This window comes from Streptomyces sp. NPDC051018 (assembly GCF_044456085.1).
In the GTDB taxonomy this organism is placed as follows: Bacteria; Actinomycetota; Actinomycetes; order Streptomycetales; family Streptomycetaceae; genus Streptomyces.
On record NZ_JBITFN010000008.1, the window covers coordinates 15,491 to 38,154 of the forward strand.

A 22,664-nucleotide genomic window follows, 5' to 3' on the forward strand; every position below is an offset into this window, starting at 1 on the left:
CCCGGAGAAGGGCCCTTACCCTCCGTACGCGCCCGAGGCGGTGAGCCGCAGGGCGGTGTCGATCAGCGGGACATGGCTGAACGCCTGCGGGAAGTTGCCCACCTGGCGGCCGTGCTTGGAGTCCCACTCCTCGGCGAGCAGCCCGAGGTCGTTGCGCAGTGCGAGGAGCTTCTCGAAGAGCTTGCGGGCCTCGTCGACCCGGCCGATCATCGCGAGGTCGTCGGCCATCCAGAACGAGCAGGCCAGGAACGCGCCCTCGTCGCCCTCCAGACCGTCCACCCCTGCGTTCTCACCGGCGGTCGGGTAGCGCAGGATGAAACCGTCCTCGGTGGACAGCTCCCGCTGGATCGCCTCGATGGTGCCGATGACACGCTTGTCGTCGGGCGGGAGGAAGCCCATCTGCGGGATGAGCAGCAGGGAGGCGTCCAGCTCACGGGAGCCGTAGGACTGGGTGAAGGTGTTGCGCTCCTTGTCGTAGCCCTTCTCGCAGACATCGCGGTGGATGTCGTCGCGCATGGCCTTCCACCGCTCCAGGGGGCCGTCCGCGTCCCCGGACTCGACGAGCTTGATGGTCCGGTCGACGGCGACCCAGGCCATCACCTTGGAGTGGACGAAGTGCCGGCGGGGGCCGCGGACCTCCCAGATGCCCTCGTCGGGCTCCATCCAGTGGTTCTCCAGGTACTGGATCAGCTTGAGCTGGAGCAGCGCGGCGTAGTCGTTGCGGGCGAGACCGGTCATATGGGCCAGGTGCAGGGCCTCGGTGACCTCGCCGTAGACATCGAGCTGGAGCTGATGGGCGGCGCCGTTGCCGACGCGTACGGGCGCGGAGTTCTCGTAGCCGGGCAGCCAGTCCAGCTCCGCCTCGCCCAACTCCCGCTCGCCCGCGATCCCGTACATGATCTGCAGGTTCTCCGGGTCGCCCGCGACCGCGCGCAGCAGCCACTCGCGCCAGGCGCGGGCCTCCTCGCGGTAGCCCGTGCGCAGCAGGGAGGAAAGGGTGATGGCGGCGTCGCGCAGCCAGGTGTAGCGGTAGTCCCAGTTCCGGACGCCGCCGATCTCCTCCGGCAGGGAGGTGGTGGGCGCGGCGACGATGCCGCCGGTGGGGGCGTAGGTCAGGGCCTTGAGCGTGATCAGCGAGCGGACGACGGCCTCGCGGTAGGGGCCGTGGTACGTACAGTGCTCGACCCACTCGCGCCAGAAGTCCTCCGTCGCCTCCAGCGACGCCTCCGGCTCCGGCAGCGCGGGCGGCCGGTGGTGCGAGGGCTGCCAGCTGATGGTGAACGCGATCCGCTCACCGGGGGAGACGGTGAAGTCGGAGTAGGTCGTGAGGTTCTTGCCGTACGTCTCCGCCGTGGTGTCCAGCCAGACCGAGTCCGGCCCGGCGACGGCGACCGTGCGGCCGTCGACCTTGTGGACCCAGGGGGTGATCCGTCCGTAGCTGAAGCGCATCCGCAGCGCGGAGCGCATCGGCACCCGTCCGCTGACGCCCTCCACGATCCGGATCAGCTGCGGTGCCCCGTCTCGCGGCGGCATGAAGTCCGTCACGCGGACCGTGCCGCGCGGGGTGTCCCACTCGGACTCCAGGATGAGGGAGTCACCGCGGTAGCGGCGCCGGTCGGCAGCGGGGGGTTCCGCGTTCGCGGCATGGGCGGGTCCCAGCCGCCAGAAACCGTGCTCCTCGGTGCCGAGGAGTCCGGCGAAGACGGCATGCGAGTCGAAGCGGGGCAAGCACAACCAGTCGGCTGTGCCGTCCCGGCAGACCAGCGCGGCGGTCTGCATATCCCCGATGAGTGCGTAATCCTCGATGCGCCCGGCCACGTGCGTCTCCAGTCGAACGGCCATGTCCGCCCCGTGAGGGGCGCTTGCTGCGGTCGGGGGACGCGAGCGCCGGGATGCCGGTCCGACGTGCAGGAATGCGATGTTCCGCCGCCCGCCCGCCAACTACCACCACCCTGCTCTGATGCGCTTCGCGCGCCCCTCGGCATCGCTCAGCAGAGCGAGTGTCCGAGCAGGATACGACGCACCACAGGTATCCGCGTGGCGGTCTGGACAACGCGGGTCCCCCGAACGGGTGGGCCAAGGATGAGCGCCTGGTGAGACGGGTGCGCACCGCTGAGATTGAAGGTGCCCGAGTGGGGACGCATGGCCGGAAGCGGGCTCCCCTCGGCGCTGATACCCTGGTACCCCGTGGACCGGTGGCATGCCTGTGGGAAACAGCGGCCCCGAAACCGCAGCGACGGCATCCACCGACCCGCTCGGGACGGACGGCTGCCGGTACGCACCTCACCCCTCGCGACCACGGGAGCCCCCTCTTGGCGATGCCACCCAAATCCATGACGACCAAGCACATCTTCGTCACCGGGGGTGTCGCCTCCTCCCTCGGCAAGGGGCTCACTGCTTCCAGCCTGGGCGCGCTGCTCAAGGCCCGGGGACTTCGCGTCACGATGCAGAAGCTCGACCCTTATCTGAACGTAGACCCCGGCACGATGAACCCCTTCCAGCACGGCGAGGTGTTCGTCACCAACGACGGCGCCGAGACCGACCTGGACATCGGCCACTACGAGCGCTTCCTGGACGTCGACCTCGACGGCTCGGCCAACGTCACCACCGGGCAGGTCTACTCCCAGGTGATCGCCAAGGAGCGCCGGGGCGAGTACCTCGGTGACACCGTGCAGGTCATCCCGCACATCACCAACGAGATCAAGAGCCGTATCCGCCGGATGGCGACCGACGACGTCGACGTCGTGATCACCGAGGTCGGCGGCACGGTCGGCGACATCGAGTCGTTGCCGTTCCTGGAGACCGTCCGCCAGGTCCGCCACGAGGTCGGCCGGGACAATGTGTTTGTGGTGCACATCTCGCTGCTCCCGTACATCGGCCCCTCCGGCGAGCTGAAGACCAAGCCGACCCAGCACTCCGTCGCCGCGCTGCGCAACATCGGTATTCAGCCGGACGCGATCGTGCTGCGCGCCGACCGCGAGGTCCCCGTCGCGATCAAGCGCAAGATCTCGCTGATGTGCGACGTGGACGAGGCCGCGGTCATCGCGTGCCCGGACGCCCCGTCCATCTACGACATCCCCAAGGTCGTCCACACCGAGGGCCTGGACGCCTATGTCGTACGCAAGCTGGATCTGCCGTTCCGGGACGTGGACTGGCGGATCTGGGACGATCTGCTGGACCGGGTGCACAACCCCGACCACGAGGTCACCATCGCGCTGGTCGGCAAGTACATCGATCTGCCGGACGCCTATCTCTCGGTGACGGAGGCGCTGCGCGCGGGCGGTTTCGCCAACCGGGCGCGGGTCAAGGTCAAGTGGGTCGCCTCCGACGACTGCAAGACCCCGGCCGGCGCGGAGAAGCAGCTCGGTGACGTGGACGGCATCTGCATCCCCGGCGGCTTCGGCGACCGGGGCGTCAGCGGCAAGGTCGGCGCGATCCAGTACGCCCGGGAGAACAGGATCCCGCTCCTCGGCCTCTGTCTGGGCCTCCAGTGCATCGTGATCGAGGCCGCGCGCAATCTCGCCGAGATCGCCGGGGCCAACTCCACAGAGTTCGACGCCGCCACCTCCCACCCGGTGATCTCCACGATGGAGGAGCAGCTGGCGTATGTGGAGGGCGCGGGCGACCTCGGCGGCACCATGCGGCTCGGGCTCTACCCGGCGAAGCTCGCCGAGGGCTCGATCGTGCGCGAGGTCTACGACGACCAGCCCTATGTCGAGGAGCGCCACCGGCACCGCTACGAGGTGAACAACGCCTACCGCGCCGAGCTGGAGAAGAAGGCCGGGATCGTGTTCTCGGGCACCAGCCCGGACAACAAGCTCGTCGAGTACGTCGAGTACCCGCGCGAGGTGCACCCGTATCTGGTCGCCACCCAGGCGCACCCGGAGCTGCGGTCCCGTCCGACCCGGCCGCACCCGCTCTTCGCGGGCCTGGTGAGGGCCGCGGTGGAGCGCATCCAGGGCGACTGACCTCCAGGCGTTACGGTGGGCCGGGGTGGGTGTCCGTCCATGGGCACGCACTCCGGCCGACGCCGTCGCAGCCACCGGGAGGACCCCTTTTCATGAACAGCGCCATGGCCATCGAGGACACACCCGAGGAGTGGGAGGTCACCGCGACCGCCGTTCCGTTCCGGGGCAACAAGACCAGCGTGCGTACGGATGACGTGGTCATGCCCGACGGCTCGGTCGCGCGCCGTGACTACCAGGTCCACCCGGGCTCGGTCGCCGTCCTGGCGCTCGACGACGAGGACCGGGTGGTCGTCCTGCGCCAGTACCGGCACCCCGTACGGCACAAGCTCTGGGAGATCCCGGCCGGTCTGCTCGACATCCCCGGGGAGAACCCGCTGCACGCGGCCCAGCGCGAGCTGTACGAGGAGGCGCACGTCAAGGCCGAGGACTGGCGGGTGCTGACCGATGTGTACACCACGCCCGGCGGCTGCGACGAGGCCGTACGGATCTTCCTCGCCCGCGATCTCTCGGTCGCGGAGGGCGAGCGCTACGCGGTCTCCGAGGAGGAGGCCGACATGGAGCTGGCGCGGGTGCCCCTCCAGGATCTCGTGCGCGGCGCGCTCGCCGGGGAGCTGCACAACAACTGCCTGGTGGTGGGCGCGCTGGCGGTCGCCGCCGCACGGGCGGGCGCGGGCCTGAACGCGCTCCGGCCCGCCGGGGCGCCCTGGCCCGCCCGGCCGTTCGAAGCGTGATACATCCGCCGATCCGATGATCTTCCGATCCGATTGATCCGATCAGGTGATCCATCGGGCACGCTCCGCCCGGTTCGTCGCAGAGAGTGAACTACGCTCGGAACGCCCGTGCGGATTCCCTGCGGGCTCGGCTCGTGCGCGACTGGACGGGAGCGTGGCCCGTGACGGATCAGGCGGTGGACTCGGACGGTCGGACCGGATCGCCCCGGGGTCAATTCTTCGGACGGCTCAGGGAGTTGAAGTCCCTTCAGGCCGATGTCGAACGGGTCGGCCTGGACACCATCGCGGGCCGCAAGGCCCCGCGTGCCCGGGTGCTCCTCATCGCCGGAAGGCCCGGTTCGGGACGCAGCGCGCTCGCCGAGCAGCTCATCGCCAGGCTCGCCGGGCGCTATCCCGACGGGGTGCTGCGCGCCCGGCTCACGGATCCCGACGGACGCCGGGTCCCCACCGAGGAGACGGCCCGCGCCCTGCTGGACGCCCTCGGTGTCGGCGCGCCGCCCGGGGCGGACGAGGACGAGCTGTCCGAGATGGTGCGGGACGCGCTCGCCGGCCGCCGGGCCGTGCTGCTGCTCGACGACGCCGGTGACGCCTCGCAGGTCGATCCGCTGCTGCCCGACAATCCGGACTGTCTGCTGGTGGCGGTCGCGGAGGGGCCGCTGACGGGGATCGCCGACGTACGCCCGTGCACCCTCGGCGGGATGGACGCCAAGGCCGCGATCGAACTGCTGGCCACCTTCACCGGTTCCGTACGGATCACCGTGGACCCGCAGGCCGCCGAGTCCGTCGCCGAGGAGTGCGCGGGGCAGCCCGCCGCGCTGGTCATGGTCGGCGGCTGGCTCGCGTCCCGGCCCAAGACCTCCGTCGCCGACGCGACCAAGCAACTGCGGGCCCTGCCCGACGACCGCGAGCAGCCGCAGGCGCTCCGGCCCCTGGCCCGCGCCTTCCGGCTGGTGTACGAGTCCCTGCCCGCGCCGGTCGCCCGCACCCTGCGGCTCCTCGCGCTGGCGCCCGCCGGGCTCGCCGACGCGCACACGGCGTCCGCGCTGGCCGGCGGCTCGGTCGAGGACGCGCAGTCGGCGCTGGACGAGTTCGTCTCCCTCGGTCTGCTGCACCCGCAGGGCGTGCTGTACCGGGTGCCCGGCGCCCTCGTACCGCTGCTGAGGGCGTCGAGCGAGGCCGTCGACAAGCCCGCGGAGGTACAGCTCGCCCGCGCCAGGATGCTGGAGCGGACCGTACGGCTGCTCCAGTCCTGCCGGGCCGAAACCGAACCGGAGGGCTCCCCGGCCCGCCGTGCGCTCGCCGGGCTGCCGCGCCCGCTGCGCTTCGGGGACCCGGAGGCCGCCGGGGAGTGGCTGGCCGCCCGGCAGCACGCGCTGGTCGCGTCCGCGCGGGTCGCGGTGGCGGACGGCGAGCTGGACACCCTGGCCAGAAGGCTGGTCGCCGCGCTGGTCAGAGCGCTGGCCGCGCACCGGGGCACCGAGGCGGCGGCACCCGAGCTGTACGGGCTGCACCGGCTGGTCCTCGGGGTCGCGGAGCGCCGGGGACTGCACCGGGAGGCCGCCGCGGCCCTGCTGAACCTGGCCGACCTGGACGCGGGGACCGGCCGCAACGAGGAGGCGCTCGCCCGCTACCGGGCCGCGCTGGACGCCGGGCGGGCGGCGAACGACCCGTACGCGACCTCGCGCGCGATGGAATCCGTAGGCGGGGCGTACCAGGAGCTGGGGGACTGGCAGCGGGCCGCCGACTGGTACGGGCGGGCGCTCGCCCAGCGCCAGACGCGCGGCGAACGCGCGGACGAGGCACGGCTCTACGGCCGTCTCGGCACCGCCCACACCTACGCGGGGCGGTACGGCGAGGCCCTGCGCTGCTGGCGGGCCTCGGTCGCCGGGTACCGCAGGGTCGGTGATCTGCCGTCCCAGGCACGGGCGCTCAGCGAGGCGGCCCGTGTCCAGGAGTACGCGGGGCGGCCCCAGGAGTCGCTGGCCACCTGCCAGGACGCCGTGGAATGGGCACGTCAGGCGGGGGACGTACGGCTCCAGGCCGCGCTGCTGCTCCGGCTCGCCGACACCCTCGACCGGCTCGGCGACCCGGCCGCCGCGCGGCTGCACCGGGAGGGCTCGGACCGGCTGCTGGCGTCGGAATCGGAAGAGGAGTCCCGCGGCGCGGAGGACGAAGCCGGTGGCGCGCATGACGGGGCCGGTGGCGCGGACGGTGGGGACGGGTTGTCCGCCGCCGGATCCGGTGGCGGGGAGGGTGCGGGTGACGGTCGGGGCGCGGCACGTCCGGCCGGTGGCGCGGGCGATGGACGTCCCGGGGGCGCTGAGGGGACGCAGAGCGCGCGCGGGAACGGTCACGGGGACGGTACGGAGGACTCCCGCGCCCGGGAAGCCGCCGGCGCCCCGGGTGGTACGGGTCACCTCGGCGGCTCCGGTGCCGGGGACGGCGCAGGTGGCGCGCGTGCCGCCGGGGGCACGGCCGGCGTCGATGGGGCACCTGAAGGTGACGTGGCGGGCACTGCCTGCGAAATCCGTAGTGGTGCGGGGAGAGATTAAAGCTTTGCAAGGCTAGACAGCGGGAAATCCTTCATTAGACTGGCTCTCATCGCGATTCTCGCGGTGTATACCTGTGCGTCCTGTGCGTCCGGGTATGTATGGCAGTGCCCTGTATCCCCCCTGAGCCAAGGACCGTGATCGACGTGAAGGTCGGCATCCCCCGCGAGGTCAAGAACAACGAGTTCCGGGTGGCCATCACCCCCGCCGGCGTGCACGAGTTGGTGCGCCACGGCCACCAGGTCCTCATCGAGCAGAACGCCGGCGCCGGCTCCTCGATCACGGACGACGAGTTCGTCGCGGCAGGAGCGGGCATCCTGCCCACCGCCGACGAGGTGTGGGCCGCCGCCGACCTGGTCCTCAAGGTCAAGGAGCCCATCGCCGAGGAGTACCACCGCCTCCGCAAGGACCAGACGCTCTTCACCTATCTGCACCTCGCCGCCTCCCGCGAGTGCACGGACGCCCTGCTGGAGTCCGGCACCACGGCGATCGCGTACGAGACCGTCGAGACCGCGAACCGGCAGCTCCCGCTGCTCGCCCCGATGTCCGAGGTCGCCGGCCGGCTGGCCCCGCAGGTCGGCGCGTACCACCTGATGCGCTCGGCCGGCGGCCGCGGTGTCCTGCCCGGCGGTGTCCCCGGCACCGCGGCCGGCAAGGCGGTCGTCATCGGCGGCGGCGTCTCCGGCTGGAACGCCACCCAGATCGCCGTCGGCATGGGCTTCCACGTCACCCTGCTCGACCGTGACATCAACAAGCTCCGCGAGGCCGACAAGATCTTCGGCACCAAGGTGCAGACGGTCGTCTCCAACGCCTTCGAGCTGGAGAAGGCCGTCGTCGAGGCCGACCTCGTCATCGGCGCTGTCCTCATCCCCGGCGCCAAGGCGCCGAAGCTGGTCACCAACGAGCTGGTCGCCAAGATGAAGCCCGGAAGTGTCCTTGTCGACATCGCGATCGACCAGGGCGGCTGCTTCGAGGACTCCCACCCGACCACGCACGCCGACCCCACGTTCAGGGTCCACGACTCGGTCTTCTACTGTGTCGCCAACATGCCCGGCGCGGTCCCGCACACCTCGACGTACGCGCTCACCAACGCGACGCTGCCGTACATCGTCGAGCTGGCCAACCGCGGCTGGGTCGAGGCGCTGCGCCGTGACCCGGCGCTCGCGCTGGGCCTCAACACCCATGACGGCCAGGTCGTTTACCGTGAGGTCGCCGAGGCACACGGGCTGCCGCACGTCGAGCTGAGCACGCTCATCGGCTGACGCCGGCCGGCGGACGGAAGGCCCTGGCGGTCAACGTCCGCCGTCAACATCACTCCTGCGGCCGGACCTTGCAGCGCGAGGTCCGGCCGGATGTGTGTGCACCCCGGGGGCGAAACACCCCAACTCGGTACGAACGTAGCCCTTGAACCGTTTCATATGCCCGTTAAACCAGTGGGCAGGGTCACACGGAGTCACATCGGGGAGGCCGTGCGCCCTTGACAGGAGGGTGTTCCATTGCCGACACATCGGGCCGGGTCCGGTGGATTGTGTTGCTGCGGAGCGGTGACACGCCATAGAGTCGCCAACCGTCGGCATGGTGCCACGCTGACCTATCGATAAAGCCCTGGTCACGTCCAAGGAGGTAAGACGACTTGTGAATGAGTCGACATTTACTCCCGGGGGTGGTCAAGCGGGAACTCCCCTCCGGCGCCCGGGAGGTGTGGGGGAGGTGCTCTCCGCGTGGGGCCCGGACCCGTCGGCCGGGCGTGAGGCTGTCGGCTCCGTGGGTTCCGTCGCCGTACGGCCCTTCCCGGCACACCAGGACACCACGCACATGACGACAGCCCACACGATGACGATGACGGACGGCCTACACGTGAACGCCATGGCCGGCAACGAGAGTGGGCGGGAGTCCACCCACTTCGCCGCCTACGAGGAAGTCCCCGAAGGGCACTTCTACGACCCCGACGCCGAATACGAGCCCGATCCCGAGTACGCGGCCACCCTCGCCCCCGACGCCGCGCGCCAGCGCCGCGAGCGGATCGGCCCCACCGGGCGGCCCCTGCCGTACTTCCCGATCCCGGGTCCGCTGACCGACCACGGCCCCGCGAAGATCATCGCGATGTGCAACCAGAAGGGCGGCGTCGGCAAGACGACGTCGACCATCAATCTGGGCGCCGCGCTCGCGGAGTACGGACGGCGGGTGCTGCTCGTCGACTTCGACCCGCAGGGCGCCCTGTCCGTCGGCCTCGGCGTGAACCCGATGGAGCTGGACCTCACCGTCTACAACCTGCTCATGGAGCGGGGCATGGCGGCCGACGAGGTGCTGCTGAAGACCGCCGTGCCCAATATGGACCTGCTGCCGAGCAATATCGATCTCTCGGCCGCCGAGGTCCAGTTGGTCAGCGAGGTCGCGCGCGAGTCCACGCTCCAGCGGGCCCTGAAGCCGCTGATGTCCGACTACGACTACATCGTGATCGACTGTCAGCCGTCGCTGGGACTGCTCACGGTCAACGCGCTGACCGCGGCCCACAAGGTGATCGTGCCGCTGGAGTGCGAGTTCTTCGCGCTGCGCGGTGTCGCCCTGCTCACCGAGACGATCGAGAAGGTCCAGGAGCGGCTCAACCCCGAGCTGGAGCTGGACGGCATCCTCGCCACCATGTACGACTCCCGGACGGTGCACAGCCGCGAGGTGCTGGCCCGGGTGGTCGAGGCGTTCGACGATCACGTCTACCACACGGTGATCGGGCGCACGGTGCGCTTCCCGGAGACCACGGTGGCCGGTGAGCCGATCACGACCTACGCGTCGAACTCGGTCGGCGCCGCGGCCTATCGCCAGCTCGCCAGGGAGGTGCTCGCCCGGTGTCACGCCGAGTGAGTCTGCCCGGGGCCGACGAACTGTTCCGTACGACCGGGGGCATGGCGCTGCAGCCTTCCTCGCCGCGCCGCCAGGCGAACGGCGAGGCGAGGGTACCGCCGCCCGCGGGCGAGAGCGATCCGGTCGACTCCTCCTCGCAGGAGCACTCCGCGACGGAGGCGGAGGCGGCCGCCGAGGGCCGCAGCCGGGGCGAGGAGGCCGCGGCGGCGCCCTCGGGCAGTCCGGGCAAGTCCCGGCGCGCCCAGGCCGCCCAGGAGGCCGCTGGAGCCGCCCCGCGGCGCGGCAGGGGGCGTGGAGCGAACCGCCGCCCGAGCGGACGTGAGCGCCACGACGAGAAGATCACGGTCTACGTCTCGGCCGAGGAACTGATGGACCTCGAACACGCGCGGCTGGTCCTGCGCGGCGAGCACGGCCTGGCCGTGGACCGCGGGCGGATCGTGCGCGAGGCGGTGGCGGTGGTACTGGCGGACCTGGAACAGCGCGGCGACGCGAGCATTCTCGTACGCCGTCTCCGCGGTCGCTGAGGGTAGCCTGGCGCGCTACCCCCGCCGCGCTTTGACCCCTGGACCTCCTCATGTCGCCGACTGACTCGTCTCACCCGCCCCGCCGTGCCCTCGGCCGGGGGCCGGGGGCGGCGCGGCCCGCGCCGGACGGCACCGGGCTCGGGGAGCCGGTGTCCGCCGCGCCCGTTCCGGCTGTTCCGGGCGGCCCGGGGACTGCGGTCGCGGACAGGGATCATGTGCCGGATCCGGTACGGAACCCCGAGCGGGCGCCGGACCCGGTACGGGACGCGGACACGCCATCCGGTACGGACCCGGTGGCCGGGGAGACGGAGGTCGCGGACCCGGCTCGGGACGCACGGCGGGACGAGGGCCCGGCGGCCCCGGACCCGGCGCCCTCGGCCCCGGCAGCCGCAGAACCGGCAGCCGCGGACCCGGTGACCGCAGGGCACGGCTCCACAGGCCACGGTGAGGGCCCCGAGCCCTCCGGGTCTCGGGAAGGGGACGCAGACCCGGGGCCGGAACCGGAACTGAAGCCCCCGGCCACCCGCGCCGCCTCCACCCCTGAGATCCGGGACCCCGGGCAGGAGGGGGACGTACCCGGCGGGGACGGGCGCTTCACCGTGCGGCTGGTGAACTTCGAAGGGCCCTTCGACCTGCTGCTCCAGCTCATCTCCAAGCACAAGCTCGATGTGACCGAGGTCGCGCTGTCAAAGGTCACGGACGAGTTCATGGCGTACATCCGGGGCATGGGCGAGGACTGGGACCTCGACCAGACGACCGAGTTCCTCGTCGTCGCGGCGACCCTGCTGGATCTGAAGGCGGCCCGGCTGCTGCCCGCCGCCGAGGTGGAGGACGAGGCCGATCTCGCGCTGCTGGAGGCGCGTGACCTGCTGTTCGCGAGGCTGCTCCAGTACCGGGCGTACAAGCAGATCGCGGAGATCTTCAGTGGACGGCTGGAGGAGGAGGGCCGCCGCTACCCCCGGACCGTCGGGCTGGAGCCGCACCACGCCGAGCTGCTGCCCGAGGTCGTCATCAGCATCGGTGCCGAGGGGTTCGCACGGCTCGCGGTGAAGGCGATGCAGCCGAGGCCCAGACCGCAGGTGTACGTGGACCACATCCACGCCCCCCTCGTGAGCGTGCGGGAGCAGGCGGGGATCGTGGTCGCGATGCTGCGGGAGCGCGGGCGAGTCGGCTTCCGGGAGCTGGCGGACGACGCCCCGGACACCCTCACGGTCGTCGCCCGCTTCCTCGCCCTGCTGGAGCTCTACCGGGACAAGGCCGTCGCGCTGGAGCAGGAGGAGGCCCTCGGCGAACTGCTGGTCACCTGGACCGGCGGGGACACCGAGGCCACCGTCACCGACGAGTTCGACCGAGCACCCGAGACGACGGAGGACACGGCGTGAGCGATCCCGAGCCCGCCCTCGAAACCCCCCTCGAAGCCGCCCTCAAGCCCGCCCTCGAAGCCGTCCTGATGGTCGTCGACGAGCCCGCCACCGAGGAGCACCTGGCCAAGGTCCTGGAACAGCCGCGCCGGGCCGTGTCCGGCGCGCTGCGGGAGCTGGCCGACGAGTACACCGTCCAGGGCCGCGGTTTCGAGCTGCGGCTCGTGGCGGGCGGCTGGCGGTTCTACTCCCGCGCCGAGCACGCCGGCGCCGTCGAGCGCTTCGTCCTCGACGGGCAGCAGGCCCGGCTCACCCAGGCCGCCCTGGAGACCCTCGCCGTCGTCGCCTACCGCCAGCCCGTCAGCCGCTCCCGCGTCTCCGCCGTGCGCGGGGTGAACTGCGACGGCGTCATGCGCACCCTGCTCCAGCGCGGTCTTGTCGAGGAGGCGGGCGCGGAACCCGAAACAGGTGCGATCCTGTACAGGACGACGAACTACTTTCTGGAGCGGATGGGCCTGCGAGGTCTGGACGAGCTCCCGGAGCTGGCGCCCTTCCTCCCCGAGGCCGAGGCGATCGAGGCCGAGACCGAGGAAGGCGTTCCGTCGTTCGATCCGGACGCTCCGGACACCGAAGAGACACATCCAGGCAATCCAACGACGGAACTTTGATGCGAAGCAGCGGCAGGAACAGCGGGAACAGCGGCGGGCGCGGCAACCACCGGGGCGCGGGCGGGGGTGCCTCGCGCCCGAGGTCCGGTGCGGGACGCGACGACAAGCAGAAGCGCACGGGCAAGCCCCGCCCCGAGGAGCGCCGCTACGACACCGGCGGTTCCTCCGACGCCCCCCGCCAGGGCCGCGGCTCGGCCGCGCGCGGCGGGGCCAAGGGCGGGCCGAAGCAGTCGCCCCGGCAGTCGTCCCCGCGCGGCGGCCGGTCCGTTCCCGCCCGCTCGCGCGAGTACGACGCCCGGACCGAGGAGCGCAACCGCGAGCGCTACGCGAACAAGCCCGAGGCCCGGACGCCCAAGACCTTCCCCGGGGCGGAGCAGGAGGGCGAGCGTCTTCAGAAGGTGCTGGCCAGGGCCGGTATGGGCTCCCGCCGTGCCTGTGAGGAGCTGATCGACCAGGCCCGGGTGGAGGTCAACGGCAGGATCGTCACCGAGCAGGGGCTGCGCGTCGATCCGCAGAAGGACGAGATCAAGGTCGACGGGCTGACGGTGGCCACCCAGTCGTATCTCTTCTTCGCGCTGAACAAGCCCTCCGGTGTCGTCTCCACGATGGAGGACCCCGACGGCCGCCAGTGTCTCGGGGACTACGTCACCAACCGCGAGACGCGCCTCTTCCACGTCGGCCGGCTGGACACCGAGACCGAGGGCATCATCCTGCTCACCAACCACGGCGAGCTGGCCCACCGGCTGACCCACCCCAAGTACGGGGTGAAGAAGACCTACCTCGCCGCCGTCCAGGGCCCGCTGCCGCGCGATCTCGGCAAGCGGCTCAAGGACGGCATCCCGCTGGAGGACGGCTACGCCCGCGCCGACCACTTCCGGGTCGTCGAGAACACCGGGAAGAACTACCTGGTCGAGGTCTCCCTGCACGAGGGCCGCAAGCACATCGTGCGCCGGATGCTCGCGGAGGCGGGTTTCCCGGTCGACAAGCTCGTGCGCACGGCCTTCGGCCCGATCGGGCTCGGCGACCAGAAGTCCGGCTGGCTGCGCCGGCTGACCAACACCGAAGTCGGCATGCTGATGAAGGAAGTCGGCCTGTAGCCGGCGGGAGGCTCCTCGGGCACCCTCCAAGACCCTGATGGGTTTCGGGCCCGCGGGCCCGCACGCCCCCACACGTCCCCTCAGGACCCCTCACACCTCGACGCCCTCGACGCCCTCAGCGCCCGAGAATCCCCGGCGGTCCCAGAAGCCCGCGGCCCGGACAGGCCGCGGGCTTCCGCTGTTCCGTACGGTTCCGTACCGGGTTCCGTCCGGGCCGCAAAAAGCTTGTGCCGGCCACCGGAACCCCTTTATAGTCATCATGACTATAAAGGAGGCGGGCGTGAGTCTCGCGGACGTACTGGACCCCTTGCAGCAACCGCTGTTCACCGTGCTCGACACCCCGGTCAGCTGGACCGAGGTCCTCGGATTCGGCAGCGGCGCCCTCTGCGTCTGGCTCGTCGCCCGCCAGCACCTCGCCAACTGGCCGATCGGCATCGCCAACAACCTGTTCTTCATCCTGCTCTTCACCCAGGCCGGGCTGTACGCGGACGCGGGGCTTCAGGTCGTCTTCATCACCCTCGCCGCCTACGGCTGGTGGACCTGGACCCATGGGGCCGGCCCCGGCTCCGAGCGGCTGCCGGTGCGCCGTACCACCCGTACGGAGTGGGTCTGGCTGCTGGCCGCCGGGGCGGTGGGGACCACGGCGATCACCCTGCTGCTCGACCGCGCCACGGACTCGACCGTCCCGTTCTGGGACGCGCTCACCACCGCCCTGTCGCTGATGGCGACCTACGGGCAGTGCCGCAAGCGGCTGGAGTCGTGGTGGCTGTGGATCGCGGCCGACCTGGTCTACATCCCGCTGTACGCGCACAAGGAGCTGTATCTGACCTCCCTGCTGTACATCGGGTTCCTGACCCTCTGCCTGGCCGGGCTGCGCAACTGGTCGCGCGATCTCTCCGCGTCCGGACCGCGGCCCGCGGAGGTGACGGTATGAGTCGCTACCGGCACGGACTCGTCCTCGGCAAGTTCTATCCGCCGCACGCGGGACACCACCATCTGGTGGCGACCGCGGCCGACCGCTGCGAGCGGCTGACCGTCCTGGTCTGCGCCGCATCCGTCGAATCCGTACCCCTCGCCGACCGGGTCGCCTGGATGCGCGAAGTGCACCCCGGCGTACGGGTCGTGGGCACCGTCGACGACATCCCCATGGACGTGAACGACCCGGCCGTGTGGGACGCGCACATGGCGGTCTTCCGCGCCGCCGTCCCCGGACCCGTCGACGCCGTCTTCACCTCGGAGGCGTACGGCGCGGAACTGGGCCGCCGCTTCGGCGCGGACGCGGTCTGCGTCGACCCCGGACGGAGCCTGTTCCCGGTCTCCGGTACGGCGGTACGGGCGGATCCCGTCGGCTGCTGGGACTTCCTGCGGGCGCCCGTGCGTGCCGCCCTCACCAAACGCGTGGTCGTCCTCGGCGCCGAGTCCACGGGCACCACGACGATGGCGCGCGCCCTCACCGGCCACTACCGGCGGCGCGGCGGGGTCTGGGCCGGGACCCGCTGCGTACCGGAGTACGGGCGGGAGTTCAGCGAGCGGAAGCTGGCCCGGCTGCGTGCCGGGCGGCCCGGCGCCGACTGGAGTGAGGTGGTCTTCTCCTCCGACGAGTTCCCGGTGATCGCCCGGCGCCAGGCCGAGGCGGAGGACGCGGCCGCCAGGACCGGTGCGCCGGTGCTGATCTGCGACACCGACGCCTTCGCCACCACCGTCTGGCACGAGCGCTATCTCGGCACGTCCCATGCCGGGGTCGGCGAGATCGCCGCGCGCGGACGGCAGCATCTGTGGCTGCTCACCGATCACGAGGGCGTCGGCTTCGAGGACGACGGCCTGCGCGACGGGGAGCATCTGCGGCCCTGGATGACCGGCCGGTTCGCCGCCGAACTCGCGCGCACGGGACGGCGTACCGTACGCCTCACCGGAGCCCACGAACGGCGGCTGGCCACCGCCGTCGCCGCCGTCGACGAACTGATCGGCGAGGGGTGGGACTTCGCCGATCCCCTTCCCGACCTCTCGGAGCGCACCTGATGCCCGCCCGCGGCCCCCAGCCGGGCCCCCGCCCCGGATCCACCCCCCGCTCCGGCCCCGCGCCGCTTCCCCGTGCCGGCTCAGGCCCGGTGCACGCGTACGACCCGAGGGCCTTCCCGCCCTTCGCGGTCACCGTCGACCTCGCCGTCTTCACCGTCCGCGACGGCCTGCTGAACGTCCTGCTCGTCGAGCGCGGGGAAGATCCGTACCGGGGCGCGTGGGCGCTGCCCGGCGGCTTCGTACGGCCCGAGGAGTCCGCCGGGGCCGCCGCACGCCGGGAGCTGGCGGAGGAGACGGGACTGTCCCGGGCGACCGTCCAGGACCGCCACCTCGAACAGCTGCGGACCTACAGCGAACCGGACCGCGACCCGAGGATGCGGGTCGTGTCCGTCGCGTACACCGCGCTGCTGCCCGATCTGCCCGAGCCGCGCGGCGGGGGCGACGCGGCCCGCGCCCGCTGGACACCGCTCGACGCGGCCTCCCCGCTCGCCTTCGACCACGACCGCATCCTCGCCGACGCCTACGACCGCGTCGGGGCCAAGCTCGAATACACCTGTCTGGCCACCAGCTTCTGCCCCGCCGAGTTCACCCTCGGCGAGCTCCAGCAGGTGTACGAGACGGTCTGGGGCGTCGCACTCGACCGCCCCAACTTCCGGCGGAAGGTCCTCGCCACCCCCGGCTTCGTGGAGCCGGTCGAGGGGCCCCCGCGCCGGACCGGCGGCCGGGGCAAACCCGCCGCGCTCTACCGGGCGGGTACCGCGTCCGCCCTGCATCCCCCGCTTCTGCGACCGGAAGGACGGCAGTCATGACCGCGCCCAGGCCCACGCTCACGCCCACGAGGACGGCCGTCAAGCAGGCCGCCACCGGCTCGCTGATCGGGCTCGCCCTCGGGGACGCGCTGGGCTTCCCCACGGAGTTCAACGATGTGCGGCAGATCCTGGCCAAGTGCGGCCCCTGGCGCTCGATGAGCCTGCCTGTGCCCGCGATCGTCACCGACGACACCCAGATGACCCTCGCCGTCGCACGCGGCATACGCACCGCCATGGACCGCGGGCTCCTCGTCGCGTCCCGTCTGGCCCGGCCGCTGCGCGAGGAGTTCATCTCCTGGTACCACGACCCGCAGAACAACCGCGCCCCCGGCCGCACCTGCCTGGTCGCCTGCCGGAAGCTCGACGACGAACGCCTGGCCTGGCAGCAGGCCAGCCAGCTGGGCTCCAAGGGCTGCGGAGCCAATATGCGGGTCGCCCCAGTCGGTCTCGTCCCCGGCCTGAGCGAGGAACAGCGCGCCGGAGCGGCCCAGCTGCAGGCCGCGCTCACCCACGGCCACCCCACCGCCCTCGCGGCGAGCGACCTCACGGCACGCGCCGTCCATCTCCTCGCCCGGGGCACCGAGCCGATGGGCCTCGTCGGGATGCTGCGCTCGTACGCGTACGAGAGCCGCGGCAACTACCGGCAGCGCTGGCTCGGCGATCTGTGGACGTACTCCGACGACACGTCGGGCGAGGCGTTCATCGCCCGAGGCTGGGACGAGTGCCTGCTCGTCCTGGAGCGGCTCGAGAACGCCCTGCGCACCCCCGACCCCGAGGCCGACCCCTGTCTGACCACCGGCGACGGCTGGATCGCCGAGGAGGCCCTCACCACCGCCCTCCAGTGCTTCCTGCTCTTCCCCGAGGAACCGCTCACGGCCCTGCGCCGGGCGGCCTGCACCCGGGGCGACTCGGACTCCATCGCCGCGCTGACGGGAGCGTTCGCGGGAGCGCACCTGGGCGCCGGGGCCTGGCCCAAGCAGTGGTCGGAGCGGATCGAGTACCGGAGCGACCTGATGTCACTGGGAGCGCTCTGGGATTCTTGACCCGTGAACCACCCGCATCCGGTCTCCCAGGACCTCACCCGTACCGCCCCGCCGACCCGACGCCGACAGAGCCGCTGCCCCCGGGCCTCGGCTCCGTCGTCGCGGAACAGCCCGACCCTCTCCTCTTCGCCACCGTCTCGGGGGCGCATCTCTACGGATTCCCGTCCCGTGACTCGGACGTGGACCTGCGCGGAGTCCATCTGCTGCCGGTGGCGGAGCTGGTCGGACTCCGCGAGCCCGAGGAGACCCGTTCGCTCATATGGGACCGGGACGGCACGGAGATGGATCTCGTCACGCACGATCTGCGGAAGTTCGTCCGTCTGATGCTGCGGCCCAACGGATACGTACTGGAGCAGCTGCTGTCCCCGCTCGTCGTCCACACCTCGGGCGCCCACACCGAACTGACCGCGCTCGCCCCCGGAGTGCTCACCGTCCACCACGCCCACCACTACCGGGGCTTCGCCGGCACTCAGTGGCGGCTCTTCGAGAAGACGGGTGAGCTCAAGCCTCTGCTCTACACCTTCCGGGCCCTGCTCACCGGCATCCGGCTGATGCGCGGCGGCACGGTCCAGGCGCATCTGCCGACCTTGCTCGATGAGACGGACGCCGCTCCCGCGTATCTGTCCGAGCTGATCGCGGCCAAGGCGGACGCGGAGCACGGCCCCGCCACCGGTGTCGACCCGGAGAGGGTCCGGGCCGATGTGGAGGCGCTGTACGCCGTACTGGAACAGGCCCGCCAGGAGTCACGGCTGCCCGCCGGACCCACCGCCCGGGACGCGCTGGAGGACCTGGTCGTACGGATCCGGCTGGAGGGCTGAGGCCCGCCGGACGCGTACGAGGAAGTCCTCGACCCGGGCCCGGTCGGGCTCGGCGGGCAGCGGGGTGACGCTCAGCGCCCGGTCCGCCTCCCGGGCCGTGCGCTCCATCCACCTCTCGGCCTCACGCCACGGCACCTCGCCGCGCCCCACCGCCAGCAGCCGCTCACGCTCCTCGCCCACATCGAGGACGAGTTCGCCCGTACGCAGCAGATCCCGGCAGCTCATCAGCAGCCGCAGCAGATGCAGTACGGGCTTCCAGCGCGGTTCGCGCTCACGGCTCAGCCCGGCCAGCACCTTCTTGTGCTGGGACTCGGCGTAGCGCACGAACGTCCGGTGGACCTCCCGGGACAGGAACGCCTCCCGCAGGGAGAGGAGCTCACGGCCGGTGTCGTCGATCCGCTCGACGACCGGGGACGCCAGACACTCCAGGATGTTCGGATTGGCGCCCAGGGCGAGGGAGCAGAAGCGCTCCAGCTCCCAGGAGAACTGTTCGTCCGCCGGGCCCTCCACATGCGTCGGCGGCTTCTCGAAACGCCAGTACAGGGGCGTGGGCGCGAGGAAGACCCCCCGGCGGTCGGTATCGCTGTCCGATGTCGCGAGCCCGAACGCCCGTGACCCCATCACACAGGAGTACACCGTGTGATCGCGCACCAGTTCCTCGGGAGTCATCCCGCAAGCCTATGCGCATGGATTCACAGCCGTAGCCGACGGGCCCCACGGCCCCTGCGCGGCCGGGTCAGGTCAGCAGGATCGTGTCCTCGGTGACCGTGATCGGCTTCGGCGGCAGGGGGCGGGTGGCCGGGCCCTTCGCGACCGACGCGTCCGAGACGCGGAACCTGCTGCCGTGGCACGGGCAGCCGATCGTTCCGTCCGCGACCTCGGACACCACACAGTTCTGATGGGTGCACACCGCCGAGAACGCCCGGAACTCCCCGGCCGTCGGCTGGGTCACCACCACCCGCTCCTCCGTGAAGATCTTTCCGCCGCCGACGGGGATGTCGGATGTCCTCCCCAGCGTCTTCCCCGCGGGTGCGCCCGGCGACGCCCGGCCCGTGGCCGGGGTGTGCTCCGAGGGGGAAGCCGCCGGCGGGGGAGCGGATACGGCCGGGTCCCCGGCGCCACCGCCACCCTCCCCGGTGCATCCCGTCACCAGCGCCGCCGCCCCGGCCGCGCCCGCCGCCAGCACCGTTCTGCGCCCTTGGTCCATCGTTCCGACTCCCTCGCTCGGCCCGCCCCGACCTGCCGCATGCTACGGACGCCCGCGGCGAATCGCCGAGTGGCGGACGCGTCCGCGCCGGGTGACATTGAGCGGGACCGGCGCCCGGGCCCGTACCCCCATCCCGTACGCGCTCCGGGCCGTCCCCGAATCCCGGAAGGCAGGACCATGGCGGCTGACGACCTGGGCACTCTGCTCGGCGGCCTCCTCGGCGACGGCCGCAGCGGCGGCAGCGGCGGGGGAAGCGGTACGGCCCATATCCTCGGCACCCTGCTGAGCGCCCTCGGCAGCAGGAACGGCGCGTCGGCGGGCGGCAACCCCCTCGACGGGCTCATCGGCATGCTGGCCAGGTCGGGACTCCTCGAACAGGCGAAGTCCTGGGTCGGCACCGGTGAGAACAAGCCCGTCAGCGGCGCCCAGATCGCCGACGCCCTCCCGGGAGACACCCTGCGGAGAGTCGCCGAGGAGAACGGTGTCACCCCGCAGCAGGCCGCCGACGAGATCGCGCGTTCGCTGCCGCGTGCCGTCGACAGGCTCACCCCCTCCGGAGAGCTGCCGCAGGCGGGCACCTCCCTGGAGGACGCCATCCGGCGCCGGCGGCTGTGAGACCGGCCGCCGCGGCCCCTGCCCGTACGGGGACGGCGGCCGTCTCGGAAGACGGTCGCCGCCGCGCCGCCGACACCCATCTGACTAGGCTGAACGCAGACGCGGACGGACGATTCAGGGGCAGGAGCACGACGTGGCGGTACGAGCGGTCCGAGGAGCGGTCCAGCTGGAGCGGGACGAGCCCGGACACATGGACGAGCAGGTCGGCGAGCTGCTCACCGCCGTCATGGAGCGCAACGGGCTGACCGCCGGCGATCTGATCAGCGTCTGGTTCACGGCCACCCCCGATCTGCGCAGCGCCTTCCCCGCGGCGGCGGCCCGCAGGCTGGGCATCACCGATGTCCCGCTGATCTGCGCCCAGGAGATGGACGTCACCGGCGCGATGCCCCGTGTCGTAAGGATCCTCGCGCATGTGGAGACCGGGCTGGGGCGCGCCGCCCTCGCGCATGTCTACCTCGGCGCCGCCGCCGCCCTCCGCAAGGACATCGCCCAGTGAGAACCGCCGTCGTCATCGGAACCGGTCTGATCGGCACCTCGGCCGCCCTCGCCCTCGCGGGCCGCGGCATCGCCGTCCATCTGGTCGACCACGACCTTGAGCGCGCCCGCACCGCCGCGGCGCTCGGGGCAGGGACCGACGAGCCGCCCGAGGGCCCCGTCGACCTCGCGATCGTCGCCGTACCGCCCGCGCATGTGGCGAGCGCGCTCGCCGCGGCGATGCGCGCCGGCACCGCCCGCGGCTATCTGGACGTCGCCAGCGTCAAGGGCGGCCCCCGGCGCGAGCTGGAGGCGCTCTCCCTCGATCTGTCGGCCTACATCGGCACCCATCCCATGTCCGGCAAGGAGCGCTCGGGCCCGCTGGCCGCGACCGCCGACCTCTTCGAGGGCCGCCCCTGGGTGCTCACCCCCACCCGGGACACCGACACCGAGGTCCTCAATCTCGCCCTGGAACTGGTCGCGCTCTGCCGGGCCGTCCCCGTGGTGATGGACGCCGACGCCCACGACCGGGCGGTCGCCCTGGTCTCGCACACCCCCCAGCTGATCTCCTCGATGGTCGCGGCCCGGCTCCGCGAGGCCGACGAGACCGCCGTACGCCTCTGTGGCCAGGGCATCCGCGATGTCACCCGGATCGCGGCCTCCGACCCCCGGATGTGGGTGGAGATCCTTTCCGCGAACCCGGGGCCGGTCGCCGATGTGCTGGCGGGGGTGGCCGCCGATCTCGATGAGACGGTCCAGGCCCTGCGGGCGCTCCAGGCGGCCGACGAGTCCAAGCGGCGGACCGGGATCGACGGCATCGAGGACGTCCTGCGCCGCGGCAACGAGGGCCGGGCGCGGGTGCCGGGCAAGCACGGTGCCGCACCGGCCTCGTACGAGATTGTCGCGGTGCTGATCAGCGACCGCCCGGGCGAGCTGGCGCGGATCTTCGCGGACGCGGGCCGTGCGGGAGTCAATATCGAGGACGTCCGGATCGAGCACGCCACCGGCCAGCAGGCGGGCCTGGTCCAGCTCATGGTGGAGCCCGCGGCGGCGGCCGTACTGTCGGCCTCGCTGCGGGAGCGGGGCTGGTCGATCCGGCAGTAGGGCGCCCGGGAACAGGCCCTCGCGGGGGCCGCCGTCCGTGTGTCCATGGCAGCTGCCGGCAGTCGGTAACCTTGTTCGGGGCCCATCGGCACTTCCGCCCGGCCCGCTCCGAACATCAGGGAAGGTGTCCGACACCGTGGAATCCGCCGTGATCGTTGCCATCGACGGGCCCGCCGGGACGGGTAAGTCGAGCACGTCCAAGGCCGTCGCCGCCGCGCTGGGGCTGAGCTATCTGGACACCGGCGCGCAGTACCGGGCGATCACCTGGTGGATGATCACCAACGGCGTCGATGTGGCCGACCCGGCCGCGATCGCCACGGCGGCGGGCAAGCCTTCCATCGTCTCCGGTACCGACCCGGCCGCTCCGGCGATCTCGGTCGACGGCGTGGACGTCTCCGCCGCGATCCGGACCCAGGAGGTCAGCGCCGAGGTCAGCGCGGTCAGCGCGGTCCCGGAGGTACGGACCCGGATCACCGAGCTCCAGCGCGCCATCGCCGCGTCGGCCGCGGACGGCATCGTCGTCGAGGGCCGCGACATCGGCACGACCGTCCTCCCGGACGCCGATCTCAAGATCTTTCTGACCGCGTCCCCGGAGGCCCGCGCCGCCCGCCGCAGCGGCGAGCTGAAGGGCGCGGACGTGGCGGCCACCCGGGAGGCCCTGATCAAGCGGGACGCGGCCGACTCCAGCCGTAAGACCTCCCCCCTGGCCAAGGCGTCGGACGCGGTCGAGGTCGACACCACCGACCTGACGCTCCAGCAGGTGATCGAATGCGTGGTCACGCTGGTTTCGGAGCGGCGAAGCCGAGATGCAGCGCAGG

The 22,664-nt window shown here is 71.9% G+C and carries 21 protein-coding genes; 18 read left to right on the forward strand and 3 right to left on the reverse strand.

Annotated elements, in window-relative coordinates:
• Window positions 1-15: 15 nt before the first annotated feature.
• Window positions 16-1,818: a glycoside hydrolase family 15 protein gene (locus ACIBCM_RS15630; protein ID WP_399243854.1), complete on the reverse strand. Its 1,803-nt coding sequence runs from the start codon at window positions 1,816-1,818 to the stop codon at window positions 16-18.
• A gap of 500 nt (window positions 1,819-2,318) precedes the next feature.
• Here ACIBCM_RS15630 and ACIBCM_RS15635 point away from each other — a divergent pair, with 500 nt between their 5' ends.
• The 14 genes from ACIBCM_RS15635 to ACIBCM_RS15700 all read left to right on the forward strand — a co-directional run bounded on the left by ACIBCM_RS15635 (window position 2,319) and on the right by ACIBCM_RS15700 (window position 18,446).
• Window positions 2,319-3,968 carry a CTP synthase gene (locus ACIBCM_RS15635; RefSeq protein WP_399243374.1) on the forward strand — a complete coding sequence of 550 codons (1,650 nt, stop codon included), beginning with the start codon at window positions 2,319-2,321 and terminating at the stop codon, window positions 3,966-3,968.
• A 104-nt stretch (window positions 3,969-4,072) separates the two neighbouring features.
• Entirely contained in the window at window positions 4,073-4,699 is a 627-nt protein-coding gene (locus ACIBCM_RS15640; protein ID WP_399243856.1) for an NUDIX domain-containing protein, read from the forward strand.
• 176 nt (window positions 4,700-4,875) lie between these two features.
• Window positions 4,876-7,251 (forward strand): tetratricopeptide repeat protein, encoded by a 2,376-nt coding sequence (locus ACIBCM_RS15645; protein ID WP_399243858.1) that lies wholly within the window; start codon window positions 4,876-4,878, stop codon window positions 7,249-7,251.
• Between the two features lie 143 nt (window positions 7,252-7,394).
• Window positions 7,395-8,510, forward strand: coding sequence for an alanine dehydrogenase (ald, locus tag ACIBCM_RS15650; RefSeq protein WP_399243860.1), 1,116 nt, complete (start codon window positions 7,395-7,397; stop codon window positions 8,508-8,510).
• A gap of 553 nt (window positions 8,511-9,063) precedes the next feature.
• The gene (locus ACIBCM_RS15655; protein WP_399243377.1) at window positions 9,064-10,107 is read left to right on the forward strand and encodes a ParA family protein; all 1,044 of its coding nucleotides are present in this window, start codon (window positions 9,064-9,066) and stop codon (window positions 10,105-10,107) included.
• A complete protein-coding gene (locus ACIBCM_RS15660; RefSeq protein WP_399243379.1) occupies window positions 10,092-10,631 on the forward strand; it encodes a hypothetical protein in 540 nt (179 codons plus the stop codon). The genes ACIBCM_RS15655 and ACIBCM_RS15660 overlap by 16 nt, the downstream gene beginning before the upstream one ends.
• A gap of 50 nt (window positions 10,632-10,681) precedes the next feature.
• Window positions 10,682-12,013 (forward strand): segregation/condensation protein A, encoded by a 1,332-nt coding sequence (locus ACIBCM_RS15665; RefSeq protein ID WP_399243381.1) that lies wholly within the window; start codon window positions 10,682-10,684, stop codon window positions 12,011-12,013.
• Complete coding sequence (scpB, locus tag ACIBCM_RS15670) at window positions 12,010-12,660, forward strand: SMC-Scp complex subunit ScpB (RefSeq protein ID WP_399243383.1); 651 nt, start codon at window positions 12,010-12,012, stop codon at window positions 12,658-12,660. Before ACIBCM_RS15665 ends, scpB begins: the two co-directional genes overlap by 4 nt.
• Window positions 12,660-13,757: a pseudouridine synthase gene (locus ACIBCM_RS15675; RefSeq protein WP_399243385.1), complete on the forward strand. Its 1,098-nt coding sequence runs from the start codon at window positions 12,660-12,662 to the stop codon at window positions 13,755-13,757. The genes scpB and ACIBCM_RS15675 overlap by 1 nt, the downstream gene beginning before the upstream one ends.
• A 280-nt stretch (window positions 13,758-14,037) precedes the next feature.
• Window positions 14,038-14,691: a nicotinamide riboside transporter PnuC gene (gene pnuC, locus ACIBCM_RS15680; RefSeq protein WP_399243387.1), complete on the forward strand. Its 654-nt coding sequence runs from the start codon at window positions 14,038-14,040 to the stop codon at window positions 14,689-14,691.
• Window positions 14,688-15,776 (forward strand): AAA family ATPase, encoded by a 1,089-nt coding sequence (locus tag ACIBCM_RS15685; RefSeq protein ID WP_399243389.1) that lies wholly within the window; start codon window positions 14,688-14,690, stop codon window positions 15,774-15,776. The genes pnuC and ACIBCM_RS15685 overlap by 4 nt, the downstream gene beginning before the upstream one ends.
• 89 nt (window positions 15,777-15,865) lie before the next feature.
• On the forward strand, window positions 15,866-16,585 hold the full coding sequence (locus ACIBCM_RS15690; protein WP_399243391.1) for an NUDIX hydrolase: 720 nt from the start codon (window positions 15,866-15,868) through the stop codon (window positions 16,583-16,585).
• Window positions 16,582-17,628: an ADP-ribosylglycohydrolase family protein gene (locus ACIBCM_RS15695; protein WP_399243393.1), complete on the forward strand. Its 1,047-nt coding sequence runs from the start codon at window positions 16,582-16,584 to the stop codon at window positions 17,626-17,628. The genes ACIBCM_RS15690 and ACIBCM_RS15695 overlap by 4 nt, the downstream gene beginning before the upstream one ends.
• A gap of 74 nt (window positions 17,629-17,702) precedes the next feature.
• Window positions 17,703-18,446: a DNA polymerase beta superfamily protein gene (locus ACIBCM_RS15700; RefSeq protein WP_399243862.1), complete on the forward strand. Its 744-nt coding sequence runs from the start codon at window positions 17,703-17,705 to the stop codon at window positions 18,444-18,446.
• On the opposite strand, the gene ACIBCM_RS15705 is transcribed toward ACIBCM_RS15700, so the two are convergent.
• Together ACIBCM_RS15705 and ACIBCM_RS15710 are read right to left on the reverse strand one after the other, a co-directional pair.
• Window positions 18,372-19,115 (reverse strand): DNA polymerase beta superfamily protein, encoded by a 744-nt coding sequence (locus ACIBCM_RS15705; protein ID WP_399243395.1) that lies wholly within the window; start codon window positions 19,113-19,115, stop codon window positions 18,372-18,374. The two genes, ACIBCM_RS15700 and ACIBCM_RS15705, sit on opposite strands and share 75 nt — an antisense overlap.
• 67 nt (window positions 19,116-19,182) lie before the next feature.
• Window positions 19,183-19,653, reverse strand: a complete 471-nt coding sequence (locus tag ACIBCM_RS15710; protein WP_399243397.1) for a Rieske (2Fe-2S) protein — start codon at window positions 19,651-19,653, stop codon at window positions 19,183-19,185.
• Between the two features lie 177 nt (window positions 19,654-19,830).
• Here ACIBCM_RS15710 and ACIBCM_RS15715 point away from each other — a divergent pair, with 177 nt between their 5' ends.
• The 4 genes from ACIBCM_RS15715 to cmk form a co-directional block, all read left to right on the forward strand.
• Window positions 19,831-20,268, forward strand: a complete 438-nt coding sequence (locus ACIBCM_RS15715) for a YidB family protein (RefSeq protein ID WP_399243399.1) — start codon at window positions 19,831-19,833, stop codon at window positions 20,266-20,268.
• Between the two features lie 133 nt (window positions 20,269-20,401).
• Entirely contained in the window at window positions 20,402-20,764 is a 363-nt protein-coding gene (gene aroH / locus ACIBCM_RS15720; protein WP_399243401.1) for a chorismate mutase, read from the forward strand.
• Window positions 20,761-21,846 (forward strand): prephenate dehydrogenase, encoded by a 1,086-nt coding sequence (locus ACIBCM_RS15725; RefSeq protein WP_399243402.1) that lies wholly within the window; start codon window positions 20,761-20,763, stop codon window positions 21,844-21,846. Before aroH ends, ACIBCM_RS15725 begins: the two co-directional genes overlap by 4 nt.
• A gap of 124 nt (window positions 21,847-21,970) precedes the next feature.
• A partial coding sequence (gene cmk, locus ACIBCM_RS15730) for a (d)CMP kinase (protein ID WP_399243403.1) occupies window positions 21,971-22,664 on the forward strand: 694 nt, incomplete at its 3' end.